Here is a 13,807-nt window from a genome sequence, read left to right as displayed (position 1 = left end):
CACATTTCACGACAGGCTTTGAACCATCCGGATTCTGAGCCGACACCCGCGCGTCTACATGTGTGCCATATCGAAGGACGTGGGTGCTGCAGCACCCACGTCCTTCGATTCGACCCACAGTCAGCGCGTTGCTACTGGCCCCGGGGTGCTATTTGGTCCCGAGCAGAGTCGGGATGAGGTTGACCAGTTGCGTCAACAGATCGCTCAACCCCTTGTCGCCCAGGATGTCTGACACTCCCGGCACGCTCGGCGTTGTGGGCGTCTTCGGCGTCGTTCCCGACGGCGCGGTGGTCGACGGCCCGTCGCCCGTGGGGGCAGCGGCGTTGACGCCGATGGTGATCTTGGGGTGCTTGGCAGGGTCGAGCCACGCGAGGATCTTGCGCATCACGTCGCGATCGATTGCGACGCAGCCCATGGTCGGCTCACCGTTGGTGACGTGGAGGAACATCGCCGACGCCTTGCCGGGGGTGCGCTGCGGGTTGTGCGCGATGTTGACCGCGTAGTCGTACACCGGACCCGCGTCGTAAAGGTTCTCGCTGTCGCCGCCGGGGCTGTTCGCCTGGCGCACATGGGTGTTGTACGTCGGGGACTTCATGTTGGAGTCCCACCAGTCCTGACGCGTCGCCTGGAAGTACGGCATCTTGGTGCCGGGATTGGCCTGCCTACCGAACGCCTGGTCCAGCGCGAAGGTGCCTTCCGGCGTGCGGTACACGTTGTCCTTCGGCTCCCCCATTCCCAGCGAGCCCAGGAACGCCTTGGTCGGCCCGAACACGGGCTTCCACGACTTGTCAGCGCCCTTCTCGAATGCGGTGAGCGTCGCGGTCGGGTCGGACGCCTTCGGTGCCGTGACCACGATCATCTGGCCCGTATCCGACGCTTGCGGCCCCGGCTTCGACGATCCGCTACCCGCGAGGGTGTCCAAGATTCCGTCGACCTGCGGGATACCGAGAGAAGGCGACGTCGGTGTCGGAGTGTGGGGTGTGGTGGGTGATGTCGGGGCGGGTGATGTGGGAGTCGTCGAGGTTCCCGGCGCGGCCAATGCCTGGCCGGCACCGGCAACGATTGCAGCCATCACCGCAATCACTACAAGTCCCAACAGTCTCATTCGCCTCATCAGTAACTTCTGCACCACACAAGTGTGGCAAATGGCAAGACGGCGTGAGTCTCAGGGGCATCACAGTGCTGCACTGATCGGGTGACAGAGCGGCAGAACTGCTACTTGAACATGAACTCAGCCTCATCTATTGTCTCTTGGTGACGTAGCGCACATTGGCCGAAGTCAGCGACTACTCACACACGTCGAAGGGACAACAGATGAGCACTGTCAACACCGTCACAGGCCCCGTGGACTCGGGCGACCTGGGTTCAACACTCATCCACGAGCACATCTTCATCCTCGGCGAGGAGTACCGAGAGAACTATCAGGACGACTGGGACGAGGATCGCAAGATCGCCGACGCCGTGCGCGATCTGCGCGAGCTCAAGGGTCTCGGTATCGACACCATCTTCGACCCGACGGTGCTCGGTCTCGGCCGCTACATCCCCCGCATCAAGAAGATCGCCGACCAGGTCGACCTGAACATCGTGGTGGCAACCGGCCTCTACACCTACAACGACATTCCCTTCCAGTTCCACTACACCGGCCCCGGGCTGCTCTTCGACGTCGACGAGCCGCTGGTGAACTTCTTCGTCCGTGACCTCACCAAGGGAATCGCCGACACCGACGTGCAGGCCTCGTTCCTCAAGTGCGCCATCGAGGAGCAGGGACTGACGCCCGGCGTCGAACGCGTGATGCGGGCCGTCGGCCAGGCACACGTTCAGACCGGCGCTCCGATCACCGTGCACACCAACCCGCACACCGGCTCTGGCCTCGTCGCGCAGCGCGTGCTGCGCGAGGAGGGCGTCGATCTGACCAAGGTCGTCATCGGACATTCCGGGGACTCGACCGACCTCGACTACCTCATGAAGGTCGCCGACGAGGGATCGATCCTTGGCATGGACCGCTTCGGGCTCGACGTCCTGCTGCCCTTCGACGACCGCATCAACACCATCGTCGAACTCGCCAAACGCGGCTACGCCGATCGGATGGGACTTGCCCACGACGCGTCGTGCTTCATCGACTGGTTCGATCCAGAAGCCAAGAAGCAGGCGGTCCCGAACTGGAACTACCGCCACATCAGCGAGGACGTGCTGCCCGCTCTGCGCGAACGGGGTGTGAGCGATGCCGATATCACCACCATGCTCGTCGACGTCCCGCGCCGCTACTTCGAGTGACCGCCATGCACCCGGGGCGAGTACTCGCCCCGGGTGCACACAGCTCCACACCCCTTCTGTCATAAGGAATCTCATGGCCAATCCCGTAGCCGCCCTGTGGAAGGGTGCCGACACCTATCCCGATCGCATCGCGGTACGCAGCGGCGAGCGCATCCTGCGTTACGGCGACCTGCGTGCTCGAACCGCCCGCAGCGCAGCGCGTTTCGCGGCGTTGGGAGTCTCTCCCGGTGACCGCGTACTGCTTGTTGCGCCGTCGATTCCCGAGTTCGCCATCGCCCACTACGGCCTCCATACGATCGGCGCCACCATCATCACGGTCAACACGATGTCGACCACCCACGAGATCGACTACGTTGTCGACGATTCCGGGACCTCATTGATCGTCGCGTGGCACGAGTCGGCAGCGGCGGCCGATCTGGTCGCGACAGACCGTGGGCTTCCGTTCGTGGAACTGAAGCCGTTCGAGGATGATCCGGTTACGGACGCGCCGTCGGTCGAGGCCTATGTCGAACGCGACGAGCACGACACCGCGGTCATCCTGTACACCTCCGGGACGACCGGAAAGCCCAAGGGCGCTCAGTTGAGCATCGCCAACGTCAACGCAGCTCCAATCGCGTTCCGTCCGGCGCTGCGAATCGGCGATGAAGAGCGTTGGGCCACAGCACTTCCCCTGTTCCATTGCTTCGGGCAGGTCGTCGTGATGCACAGCGCGCTGACCTGGGGCGGCAGCCTGTCGCTGCTGTCCCCCTTCGCGCCCGTGGAGTTCATGAACCGAATCCGCGACGAGCATGTCACCATCGCGTGCGGCGTTCCGACGATGTGGAATGCGATGTTGCAGAACGCATCCGGATACTCATCCGACGATTTCGTCGACCTGCGGCTGGCGTGCTCGGGCGGAGCGTCGATGCCGGGTGAGGTCATTCGTGCGTTCGCCGACAAGTTCGGCTGCGCGATCCTCGAGGGTTACGGCCTCACCGAGACCGCGGGCACCGCGACCTTCCGCGACCTCGACGGCGAACCGAAGGTCGGAACCGTCGGACCGGCGTTGCCGGGCTTCACCATCGAGGTTCGCGATCCCGACGGCACACCTCTCGGCGCCGACGAGGTCGGTGAGATCTTCCTCAAGGGGCCGACGGTGATGATCGGCTACTGGAATCGGCCAGAGGCCACCGCGTCCGAACTCGTCGACGGATGGCTGCGCACGGGCGACATCGGCGCGATGGACGCCGACGGCGACCTCCGGATCATCGACCGCGCAAAGGATCTCATCATCCGCGGCGGCTACAACGTGTACCCGAGAGAAGTCGAAGAGGCGCTCTACACCCACCCCGACATCGTCGAGGTCGCCGTCATCGGCGTGCCCGACGACCACTATGGCGAGGAGATCGCCGCGGTCATCGCGTTGCGGCCGGACGCCGTGCTCAACACCGATGCCCTGCGCGGCTGGGCGAAGGAACGACTCAGCGCCTACAAGGTTCCGCGGATCGTCCACGTCGTCGATGCACTACCGAAGGGCGCGACCGGAAAGATCCTCAAGCGCGCAATCGACCGTGATTCGCTCCGCGAACTCAGCTCGACGGGCTCTGGTACACAGCAACCTCGATGAGGTTCACGTCGAGACCCTCATTGCCCGATGTTGCGGACCCGCGAGAACGTGCCCCTCGGGGCACTCAGTCGCGCGGGGCCGCACCGGGACGTCGAAGGCCGATCGCGTTGACCCACAGGTGGGTGGCGGTGTCGACCATCGCGTCGATGTCCGACGGCTCGCCGCCGACGATGAACGCCTGGTAGGCCATCCGCGACACCATTCCCGACAACGCCGCGGCCGCGGCCGTCGGGTCGAGTTCTGGATCGGCGATGCCTCGCTCCTGCAATTCCCGAATATGACGAGCATTGCGTTCGACGAACACGAGGCTGCGCTGGCGCCGCCTCTCACGGAACTCCGCCATCGTCGACGACACCTGTTCGAGCACCAGACGCAGGCCGGCATTGCGCCGATACGCCTCGAAATAGGCTCGGTTGGCCGCGGCGAGGATCTCGGTCGGGTCGTCGTCGGAACCCGGCTCGACGTGCGGGTAGCCAGGATGCAGCATGTCCTGGTGCGCTTCGGCGAGCACAGCGTCGAGGATCTCTTCCTTGCTGTCGAAGTAGGTGTAGAACGACCCGATCGAGCACTGCGCCTCGGTGGTGATGTCGGTGAGCCGTGAATCGGCGAATCCGTCGCGCTCGAAGACTGTGCGCGCCGCCGACACCAGAGCCGCCCGCGTTCTCTCTCCGCGGGCGGTCAGGGGTTTGCGCACTGTGCTCGGGGCAGCCGCAACCGACGGCACCTCGAGCGCGGTGTCGTGCGCGGCGGTGCCGTCGGTTTCGGTGCTCATCTGGGTCTCCTCGGCGATCTCGGGCCTCACTTCACGACCGGACAGTCTGATCGATCAACGGTATCGGGTCACGCCAATCCTGCCTCGTCGGCCATCTTGCTCGCCTTGTCCACGAAGCGGTCGACCAACTCTGGGGTTGGGGCGCCGACGACGGCGCGGTTGGTCGGGTCGTCCTGAATTCGACGCACCACGCCCTCGACGATGATGGCGACCTTCCACAACCCCAGCGTCCGCCAGTACTTGAGCGCCTCCGGATCACGTCCTGTGATTCGCAGGTAGTCGGCTGCCACGTCAGCCGGGGTCGGGAAACCCTCCATGGTCTCGGCGCTGAATCGTCCGGGGATCTCCTCCCCCACCTCAGGCCAGTACGCCAGGGTGCTGCCGATGTCGGCGAGCGGATCGCCGAGCGTCGACAGTTCCCAGTCGAGAGCCGCCTGCACGTCACCGGTCTGCGGGTCGACCATCACGTTGCGGATGTGGAAGTCTCCGTGCACCAGCGACGTCTCGTGCTGCTCCGGCACGTTCTCGGCGAGCCTGCGAGTCAACGAGTCCAACTCGGGGATCTCCCGCGTCTTCGAGTGCTCCCACTGCGCGGCCCACCGCTTGAGTTGGCGTTGCGCATACGGTTTGTGGCTGGCGAGATCGGTCAGTCCGGTCGCGTCGAGGTCAACCGCGTGAATGTGCGCAAGCGTCTCCATCATCGACGTCCCGACGTTGCGGCGTGCGGGCAGGGGAAGAAGCTCCGCGTTCTCCCTCTTCTCCAGCGAGATGCCGTCGACGAAGTCCATGACGACGAGCGGCACCGGAGCCACCGCTTCGTCGGTGCACACGCCGTACACCTTGGGTACGGGCACGTCCGTCGGTGCGAGCGCCGACAGAATCCGCGCCTCACGGGCAACGTCGTGGGCCGACGCGAGCAGGTGCCCGACGGGAGGTCGGCGCAGCACGTAGCGCCGACCCGACCCGTCAGCGAGCAGATAGGTCAGATTCGACTGTCCGCCACCGATTCTCGTCGCCGTGACCTGGTCGTCGAGGCTGATGCCGTTGTCCGACAACCACGCCCGCAGGGCATCGGAGTCGACGTCGGGGATGCCGAGGTCTGTCACCGATGCACTCACCACCGCGCGGCCAGAGCCTGATCCGTCACGCCGGCAACGGTTTCCGGAACCGGACCGGTGCGGTACGGGCGCAGTTCACGACGCGCGATCGACCGCTTGTGCACCTCGTCGGGACCGTCGGCCAGTCGCAGAGTCCGGATGTGTGCGTAGGCCATGGCGAGGGGGAAGTCGTCGGTGACGCCCGCGCCGCCGTACACCTGGATCGCACGGTCGATGATCTTGAGCGCGACGTTGGGCGCGGCAACCTTGATCGCCGCGATCTCGGTGGCCGCAGCCTTGTTGCCGACGGTGTCCATCATGTCGGCGGCCTTCAGGGTGAGCAGACGCACCATCTCGATGTCGATGCGCGACTCCGCGATCCAGTCCTGGATGTTCGCGCGATCGGCCAGCGGCTCACCGTAGGTCACACGCGCAACGGCACGCTCACACATCAATTCCAGTGCGCGCTCTGCCATTCCGATGGTCCGCATGCAGTGGTGGATGCGTCCGGGCCCGAGGCGTGCCTGCGCGATGGCGAAGCCCTCGCCCTCACCCTTGAGAACGTCGGCTGTGGGCACGCGGACGTTGTCGAAGACCAGTTCGCCGTGGCTTTCACGATCGACGTATCCGAAGACGGGGAGGTTACGCACGATGGTGAGGCCCGGCGCGTCGGTGGGCACGACCATCATCGACTGCTGCTTGTGTGTCGGCGCTGTCGGATCGGTCTTGCCCATCACGATGAGCACCTTGCAGTCGGGACGAACCGCGTTGGACGCGAACCACTTACGACCGTTGAGCACGTACTCGTCGCCGTCGCGGACCATCGAGAGCTCGATATTGGTGGCGTCCGAACTCGCGACCGCGGGCTCCGTCATGGCGAAGGCCGACGAGATCTCCCCGTTGAGCAGCGGCTTGAGGTAGCGCTCCTTGTGCTCGTCGGTGCCGAAGAGCGTGAGCACCTCCATGTTGCCCGTGTCGGGTGCGTTGCAGTTGAACACCTCCGACGCCCAGACCACGCGACCCATGATCTCGGCGAGCGGCGCGTACTCGAGGTTGCTCAGCCCCGGGCCCCACTCCTTGTGCGGATGGAAGAGGTTCCACAGCCCCTCTGCCCTGGCCTTCTCCTTGAGCTGGTCGAGGATCTGCGGGTTGGCGTGCGGGTTGTCGAGCTCACGCATCTGCTGCTCGTACACGGCCTCGTTGGGATAGATGTACTGGTCCATGAAGTCGAGCAGGCGCTGGCGGTATTCCGCTGCGCGCGGCGACATCTCGTACAGACTCATGAAATTCTCCTTATGGTGTAAGGCTTTCGGAGGAACTGGGTTGTCACGCGTTGGTGAGTTGCTCGCGGAGCGTGTTCTGGTACCGACGCATCCCGCGCAACCAGCGGTCGTAGTCGGCACCTTTGTTGCGGTACATGTCGAGTACTTCGGGGTGCGGCAGGATCAGGAAGTGCTCGCCGGCGATGGCAGCGAGCACGACCTCGGCCACCTCGGACGGCGTGAGCACCCGGCCGGCGGTCTCGACTGCGGCCTGCATCAGCATCTCGTCGCCGTTGTCCGGCGACGTGGGCGGACGGAGCAGTGCGGTGTCGACACCCATCGGGCACAGACAGCTCACCTTGACGCCGTCATCGCCGTAGGTGACGTTGAGCCATTCGGAGAAGGCGACGGCGGCGTGTTTAGTGGTGGAGTAGATCGGCGACCCGAGCTGGGTCAGCAGACCCGCCGCCGACGCCGTGGAGATGAAGTAGCCGTTGCCGCGTTCAACCCATTCGGGAACGAGGCGACGAGCCGCACGAACGTGCGCGAGCACGTTGACGTTGAGCGCCAGATCCCAGTCGGCGTCCGACGCCGCCAGTCCCGGTCGGCCTCCGATTCCCGCGTTCGCGACGTAGATGTCCACAGCACCGAACCGGCTCTCCGCGAGCGCGACGGTTGCATCGATGTGCGTCGACGAGCCCGCATCCCCTGCCAGCGTCGCCACGTTCTCGCCACTCGGATCAATCTCGGCGGCGGCACGCTTGAGCGCCTCGTCGTCGAGGTCGGTGGCAACGACTCGAGCCCCACCCGCGACGAGCGCACGCGCGATGGCCGACCCGATTCCGCCCGCCGCGCCTGTGACGATGGCAACATTTCCGTCGATGTTCATAGACGAAACCGTACTTGAACCCAATTTCAGGTTCAAGTACGGTTTCGATCTTTTTCCGATCTGCTCGACCCGGTCAGCCCAGCATCTTCGCCATCGAACTCGAGTCCTCACCGCTACGGCGAAGGATCAGGGCGGAGATGGCAAGTACCGCCAGCGTGAGTGCCAACATCAGCGTCGACATCGCAGCGACCTCCGGCCGTAGCGCGACACGCACGTTGGAGAACACGTACACCGGCCACGGCGTGTACCCCGGCTGCTGCACGAAGGTCGAGATCACCACGTCGTCGAGGCTGAAGGTGAACGCCAGGAGCATGCCCGCGATGATGCCCGGCATGGCGGCGGGCAGGATCACGTGACGCAGTCGAGCCAGCGGCGACGCATACAAGTCTGCGGCGGCTTCCTCGAGCGCTGGATCCAGCGACGCGACTCGCGCCCGGACTATGAACGTCACCACAACCATCGACACCACGGCATGTGAGATCACGAGCCGGAACAGCCCGTTGTTGAACGGGCTCAGACCACCGTCGACGCCGAGGGTGACGTACCACGGAAGGAAGGCGACGGCGTCGGCGATGTCGGGGGTGACGAGCGTGACGGTGAGCAATCCCAGCAGGCCGATCGACCACCATCGCGGTCGACGGGAGATGCCGATTCCGATACCGGCGAATCCGCCGAGCACCGTTGCCAGCAATGCGGAGAGCACGCCGACCTCCAGCGACACCTGCACCGAACGCACGATGGTGTCGTTGGTGAGGGCGTCGGAGTACGCGGTGAAGCCGAATGAGTCGAACTGTTGCAGCAGCCGACCGGTGTTGAACGAATACACCACGATCACCGTGATCGGCAGGAACAAGAACAGGAAGACGATGACCGCCCACGCCTTGATCGCGAAGGTGTACCAATCGCGTTGTGTTCGAAGCGGCTTCATCGTCAACGGGGCCAGCGGACCCGACTTCTCACCCGTCGCATCCACCGCTGGAACGTTGAAGACGCGCCTGTTGAGCACGGTGATGACGGCTCGCACGACAAGGCCCGCGAGCACGACGCAGATGAGCACCACGAGCATCAGCGAGACCGTCATGGCCGAACCCAGGGCCCAGTTCTGCGCGGTCTCGAACTGTGCGGCGATCATCTGGCCTGCCATGGTGCCCTTGGCGCCACCGAGCACCGACGGCGTCACGTAGTCGCCCATCAGCGGGATGAACACCAGGAGTACGCCCGACGCGATGCCGGGTGCCGCGAGCGGCAGCGTGATCCGGAAGAACGTGGTCCACCGGTTGGCTCCGAGATCGCGACTGGCCTCCCGCAGCGAGAGTCCTGCCCGGTCCATCGCGACGTAAAGCGGGAAGATCATCAGCGGCAGGTAGTTGTAGACGACGCCGATCTGGACCGCGGCACGTGTGTAGAGGATGCCGAGCTCGCCCAATCCCGCGCTCTGCATCGCGCTGGACAACCATCCCGTCGGTGCAAGGGTGATCTGCCAGCCGATCGTCCGAACGAGGAAGTTGGTGAAGAACGGCACGATGATCAACGCGAGGTACAACGGTCGACGTCGCGGATTGCTCTTCACCGCAAGCCAATACGCGAATGGGACGCCGATCAGCAGAGTGAGCAACACGCCGACGACTGCGATCTGCAACGTATTGGTGAAGGTCGAGCGATAGTCCGCACCGAACGCCTCGCCGTAGTTGTCGAGAGACAACCGGTCGGTCGCGTACGTGGTGAACTGGTCGGGCTTGTAACCGAAGCTGTACCAGATGACAAGCGCGAGAGGAATGACGAAGAAGAAGACGAGGTACGCCCATGCGGGAAAGGTCAGCCCGCCGGCCCCGAAGAGTCGTTGTCGCAGTGGCGGTCTGGGGGTGTCGGCAGCGGGTTCGGGTTGTTCGTGCCCGGTCTGTGAAGGCGTCAGGATGTCTGTGGTCATCGGGCGCTCCTCGCCTGCATCTGATTGAGGATCTCGGTGCGTTCCTGGGTGGCGGAGTCGACTGTCGCGACGACCAGCCGGTTGACGATCTCGTCCGAGGGGAACAGCAGTTCCGGGAAGGGCAGGTCTGCGGCCTTACCCTTCTCCGACATGCCCTTCACGCCTGTCTGATAACCGATGTACTGGAGTTCGCGGAACGACACCTCCGGGTCGAGCATGTGGTTGATGAACGCGTACGCGGCGCCCGGATGCTGGGTGCCCCGCACGATCGCGAAGTTGTCGGTGAACAGATTCGCGGTCGGCAGCGGATAGACGAATCCCCATTTGTCCGGGTCGCTTTCGTTCATCAGGGTCAGCCGGGCGTCACCATTCCATGCCTGCAGCAGACTGTACGAACCGCCGGAGACGATGGAGGTGATCGACGAGTTGTAGCCCTGGATGGTCGGGGCGAGTTGGTTGACCAAGATGTTGCGCGCGGCCGACAGGCTCTTGGCATCGGTGGTGTTCGGGTCGATATTCATCGCGCCCATCGCGATCGAGACGACTTCCCACGGATCTTCGACCACGCTGACCTTGCCCTTGGCAGGCCCCCGAGCGAGACTGATGAAGTCGGCCCACGACGTCGGTGTCTTGTCGGTCAGCGACTTCTGATACATGAATCCCGTTGTGCCCCAGTTCTTACACGCGGCGTGCCGCGACTGTGGGTTCCACGACGGGTTGAAGAACCGCTCTTCTAGGTTCGCGAGATTGGGGATGCGCGAGTGGTCAAGTTCGTCGAGAAGTCCGTGCGCGACCATCTGCGGGATGTAGACCCCGGTCGGCACGATGACGTCGTAACCCGAGGTTCCGCGTGCCGCAGCAAGTTTCGCGATCATCTCTTCGTTGGAGCCGAAGGCGTCGACCTGCAGGCGCACCCCGAACTTGTCGCGGTAGGCGTCGAGATCGGCCGGGTCCTCGTAGTCGCCCCAACTGTAGTAATTGAGCTGACCCTCAATGTCATTCGAGAGAGGTTTCGACGGCGCGATGGTCTTGTCGCCACCACACGCCGTCACCGCGAGACCTGCTACCGTGACGCCGATTCCGGCGAGAAAGCTGCGACGGGTGATGCGCGAGACCGCGGCCCTGGGAACGAGCGCGCGCACCGTCGTCGACTCGGTGTCCATGTCGTGCTGTGGTCTCATTTCGTGAACACCCGCGTATCCGCCTGCGAGAACGTGCATGTCACGCGCTGGCCCTCGTGGAGATCGGGGAAGTTGCGTGTTGCGCCACGCACCAGCACCTCGGTATCCGCGTCGGTGGTGACGACGACCTGGGTGAGGTCGCCGAGGAACGAGACGCCTGCCGCCGTCCCCGAGACGACGTTGTCGGCGGCGTCGATGTCGGCCTGTCCCTCGGCGAACCAGATCGCCTCCGGACGGATCGCGACGACGAGATCGCCGCTGAGACCGTCGATATCGTCCGCGACGGCGAAGGGGCCGTCGGTGGTGGGCAGTCGTCCGTCTTTCAGCGTGCCGGTGACGTCGAAGAACGTCTGCTTGCCGACGAAATCGGCGACGAATCGGTTGACCGGCTTGGCGTAGATGTCTTTGCCGTCACCGACCTGGGCAACGCGCCCCTCGCTCATGACGACGATGCGATCGCTCATCGACAGCGCCTCCTCCTGGTCGTGCGTCACGAACACGAAGGTGGTGCCCAGATCCTTTTGCAGCAGTTTCAGTTCGATCTGCATCTCCTCGCGAAGCTTGCGGTCGAGTGCACTCATCGGCTCGTCGAGGAGCAGGACGTCCGGCCGGTTGGCCAGCGCCCGCGCGAGCGCGACACGCTGCTGCTGTCCACCCGACAACATGGCGGGCTTGCGGTCGGCGAACCGCGTCATCTGCACCAGCTCGAGGGCTTCGGCCACGCGCTGCCCGATCTCCTTCTTCGCTACTTTGCGTTGCCGCAGACCGAATCCGACGTTCTGCGCGACGGACATGTGGGGGAACAACGCGTAGGACTGGAACACCGTATTCACGGGTCGACGCTCCGGCGGAACGTCGATGATCGACGCGCCGTCGAGCGTGATCTCGCCCTTCGTCGGCCTCTCGAAGCCTGCGAGCATGCGCAGCAACGTGGTCTTGCCGCAGCCGGAGGGGCCGAGCAGCGAGACGAATTCGCCTGCGGCTACGTCGAGATCGATGTCGGTCACCGCGACGTGACCGTTGTCGTACACCTTCGTCACGCCGTGCATCGAGATGGCGCCGCGCTGCGCGGTGCTCACCTCCGTCGGCTTGGTGGCTTCGACTGCGGTCATGGTTTGGTCCTCTCGTAAACGATCTCACCGTCGGCGACGGTCAGGTCGGATCTGGTATTCCAAAGCGAATCTGGTTGCTCTGCAAAGGGATTACGGTCGGCGATGACCAGGTCTGCGCGCGCTCCCGGCCGGATGACCCCGACCTGGCCACGCCTGTTCAGGTGCGCCGACCCGCTGGTGTACGCGGCAAGGGCTGTCGTGAGGTCGAGCGCCTGTGCGGGAAGAAGCGGTTCGACGCTCTCGCCGGGTGGAATGCGGTTGACCGCAACCGACATCGCAGCCCAGGGGTCGGGAGTGCTCACGGCCCAGTCACTGCCCATGGCCAGCGATGCTCCCGACCGCGCGAGCGACCCGAACGGGTAGTGCCACTGGTAACGCTCGTCGCCGATCGCCGAGCGCACGAGCGTGACCATGGAGTCGTCGTTGCACGCCCAGAGCGCCTGCATGTTGACGGTCACGCCCAGTTGGACGAAGCGGCCGAGGTCTGCGGGGCGAACCAACTGCAGATGGGCGATGTGGTGTCGACCCGCCGTGAGGCCGTTCGCGACTCGTGCGGCCTCGACCGCGTCGAGCGCCGCGGTGACGGCGGCGTCGCCGATCGCATGAAAGTGGATGTCGAGTCCCGCGGCGTCGCATGCGATGACCGCCTCGGTCAGCACCTTCTGGTCGAAGTAGGCCAGCCCGGTGTCGGCGGGTGCGCACGCACAGTCGCGACAGTACGGTTCCGACATCGCGGCGGTGCGGTTCTCCACGACGCCGTCGACCATGATCTTCACCGAGTGCATGCTCCAGCGGCGACCGGCCGTGCTCGCTCGACGTGCGGCGAAACCAGCGACGACGTCGTCGATGGCCCAGCGGTCGAGGTCTCGCGGTAGCCACGACGCACCGACGACGTCCGCGGTGAGGTCACCGGAGTCCTCCGCAGCGGTGTAGACCGTGTCGAGGTCGGCCATGCCGGGGTACTCGCCGACGATGGCCTCCTGCCACCCCGTCACGCCGAGCGAATGGAGGTACTCCTGGGCGGTGAGCAGGCCGGCGTACTGCTCGTCGACGTCGGGCTGCGGCACGAACCGGGAGACGAGGTCCATTGCCCCCTCGTGCAACGTCCCGGTAGGTGATCCGTCTGCCGCGCGCTCGATGCGCCCATCCGACGGGTCGGGCGTCGTGGCATCGATCCCTGCCAGTTCGAGGGCTCGCGAGTTGACCCAGGCGTCGTGGTGATCGCGGTTGAGCAGGAACGCCGGACGGTCGTCGACGACGGCGTCGAGTGCGCTCGCGGTGGGGCAGCCTCGATCGAAGTGGCTCATCGTCCAGCCCGAGCCGACGATCCACTCCCGGTCGGTGGCGAGCGCGTATGCGGCGATCGCGTCGAGCGTCTGCGCGGCATCGTCGGCGTCGGTCAGGTCACACGCGTTGCGATCCACGCCCGCTGACAGCGCATGGATGTGCGCGTCGGTGAATCCCGGGTGCAGGAGCCGTCCGGCCAGGTCGACGCGCTCGGCCGACGGAATCTGCGCCACGACGCGATCGACGGTGCCGACCGCGACCACTCGCCCGGACCGTACGCCGACCGCCATGTCGTCGTGAAGGCGATGCCCGTCGAAGACCGGACCCGAGTGGAAAACGGTATCCGGAAGCGGTACTGCCACGAGCGTTGCGATCCTTCCGTGCCGGCAGCCTGGGTCGA

The 13,807-nt window shown here is 65.0% G+C and carries 11 protein-coding genes; 2 read left to right on the top strand and 9 right to left on the bottom strand.

From position 1 onward, the window contains the following. Positions 1 to 148: 148 nt before the first annotated feature. Complete coding sequence (locus A5788_RS08670) at positions 149 to 1,105, bottom strand: L,D-transpeptidase family protein (protein WP_064869547.1); 957 nt, start codon at positions 1,103 to 1,105, stop codon at positions 149 to 151. Positions 1,106 to 1,314: 209 nt separating this feature from the next. Between A5788_RS08670 and A5788_RS08665 the strand changes: the two genes are divergently transcribed. Next, the gene (locus A5788_RS08665; protein WP_064869549.1) at positions 1,315 to 2,274 is read left to right on the top strand and encodes a phosphotriesterase family protein; all 960 of its coding nucleotides are present in this window, start codon (positions 1,315 to 1,317) and stop codon (positions 2,272 to 2,274) included. 73 nt (positions 2,275 to 2,347) lie between these two features. After that, positions 2,348 to 3,880, top strand: a complete 1,533-nt coding sequence (locus A5788_RS08660; protein WP_064869551.1) for an AMP-binding protein — start codon at positions 2,348 to 2,350, stop codon at positions 3,878 to 3,880. 64 nt (positions 3,881 to 3,944) lie between these two features. On the opposite strand, the gene A5788_RS08655 is transcribed toward A5788_RS08660, so the two are convergent. The 8 genes from A5788_RS08655 to A5788_RS08620 form a co-directional block, all read right to left on the bottom strand. Then, complete coding sequence (locus A5788_RS08655) at positions 3,945 to 4,652, bottom strand: TetR/AcrR family transcriptional regulator (RefSeq protein ID WP_064869605.1); 708 nt, start codon at positions 4,650 to 4,652, stop codon at positions 3,945 to 3,947. A gap of 68 nt (positions 4,653 to 4,720) precedes the next feature. After that, positions 4,721 to 5,758: a phosphotransferase family protein gene (locus A5788_RS08650; RefSeq protein ID WP_064869607.1), complete on the bottom strand. Its 1,038-nt coding sequence runs from the start codon at positions 5,756 to 5,758 to the stop codon at positions 4,721 to 4,723. Positions 5,759 to 5,766: 8 nt separating this feature from the next. Next, on the bottom strand, positions 5,767 to 7,032 hold the full coding sequence (locus A5788_RS08645; RefSeq protein WP_049699645.1) for an acyl-CoA dehydrogenase family protein: 1,266 nt from the start codon (positions 7,030 to 7,032) through the stop codon (positions 5,767 to 5,769). 43 nt (positions 7,033 to 7,075) lie between these two features. Beyond that, the gene (locus A5788_RS08640) at positions 7,076 to 7,900 is read right to left on the bottom strand and encodes an SDR family oxidoreductase (protein ID WP_064869553.1); all 825 of its coding nucleotides are present in this window, start codon (positions 7,898 to 7,900) and stop codon (positions 7,076 to 7,078) included. A 73-nt stretch (positions 7,901 to 7,973) separates the two neighbouring features. Further along, complete coding sequence (locus A5788_RS08635) at positions 7,974 to 9,827, bottom strand: ABC transporter permease subunit (protein WP_064869555.1); 1,854 nt, start codon at positions 9,825 to 9,827, stop codon at positions 7,974 to 7,976. Next, positions 9,824 to 11,008, bottom strand: coding sequence for a polyamine ABC transporter substrate-binding protein (locus A5788_RS08630; RefSeq protein ID WP_064869557.1), 1,185 nt, complete (start codon positions 11,006 to 11,008; stop codon positions 9,824 to 9,826). The genes A5788_RS08635 and A5788_RS08630 overlap by 4 nt, the downstream gene beginning before the upstream one ends. Further along, the gene (locus A5788_RS08625; protein WP_064869559.1) at positions 11,005 to 12,120 is read right to left on the bottom strand and encodes an ABC transporter ATP-binding protein; all 1,116 of its coding nucleotides are present in this window, start codon (positions 12,118 to 12,120) and stop codon (positions 11,005 to 11,007) included. The genes A5788_RS08630 and A5788_RS08625 overlap by 4 nt, the downstream gene beginning before the upstream one ends. After that, the gene (locus A5788_RS08620) at positions 12,117 to 13,769 is read right to left on the bottom strand and encodes an amidohydrolase (protein WP_064869561.1); all 1,653 of its coding nucleotides are present in this window, start codon (positions 13,767 to 13,769) and stop codon (positions 12,117 to 12,119) included. The genes A5788_RS08625 and A5788_RS08620 overlap by 4 nt, the downstream gene beginning before the upstream one ends. Positions 13,770 to 13,807 lie beyond the last annotated feature (38 nt).

This window comes from Gordonia sp. 852002-50816_SCH5313054-c (assembly GCF_001665925.1).
In the GTDB taxonomy this organism is placed as follows: domain Bacteria; phylum Actinomycetota; class Actinomycetes; order Mycobacteriales; family Mycobacteriaceae; genus Gordonia; species Gordonia jacobaea.
Note: the sequence above shows the minus strand (reverse complement) of the source record. Positions and strands in the feature narration are given on the sequence as shown.

Bases quoted from the DNA above. Each gene is read 5' to 3' on its own strand.
- A5788_RS08670 (WP_064869547.1), bottom strand. From the start codon at position 1,105: ATGAGACTGTTGGGACTTGTAGTGATTGCGGTGATGGCTGCAATCGTT.
- A5788_RS08665 (WP_064869549.1), top strand. From the start codon at position 1,315: ATGAGCACTGTCAACACCGTCACAGGCCCCGTGGACTCGGGCGACCTG.
- A5788_RS08660 (WP_064869551.1), top strand. From the start codon at position 2,348: ATGGCCAATCCCGTAGCCGCCCTGTGGAAGGGTGCCGACACCTATCCC.
- A5788_RS08655 (WP_064869605.1), bottom strand. From the start codon at position 4,652: ATGAGCACCGAAACCGACGGCACCGCCGCGCACGACACCGCGCTCGAG.
- A5788_RS08645 (WP_049699645.1), bottom strand. From the start codon at position 7,032: ATGAGTCTGTACGAGATGTCGCCGCGCGCAGCGGAATACCGCCAGCGC.
- A5788_RS08640 (WP_064869553.1), bottom strand. From the start codon at position 7,900: ATGAACATCGACGGAAATGTTGCCATCGTCACAGGCGCGGCGGGCGGA.
- A5788_RS08635 (WP_064869555.1), bottom strand. From the start codon at position 9,827: ATGACCACAGACATCCTGACGCCTTCACAGACCGGGCACGAACAACCC.
- A5788_RS08630 (WP_064869557.1), bottom strand. From the start codon at position 11,008: ATGAGACCACAGCACGACATGGACACCGAGTCGACGACGGTGCGCGCG.
- A5788_RS08625 (WP_064869559.1), bottom strand. From the start codon at position 12,120: ATGACCGCAGTCGAAGCCACCAAGCCGACGGAGGTGAGCACCGCGCAG.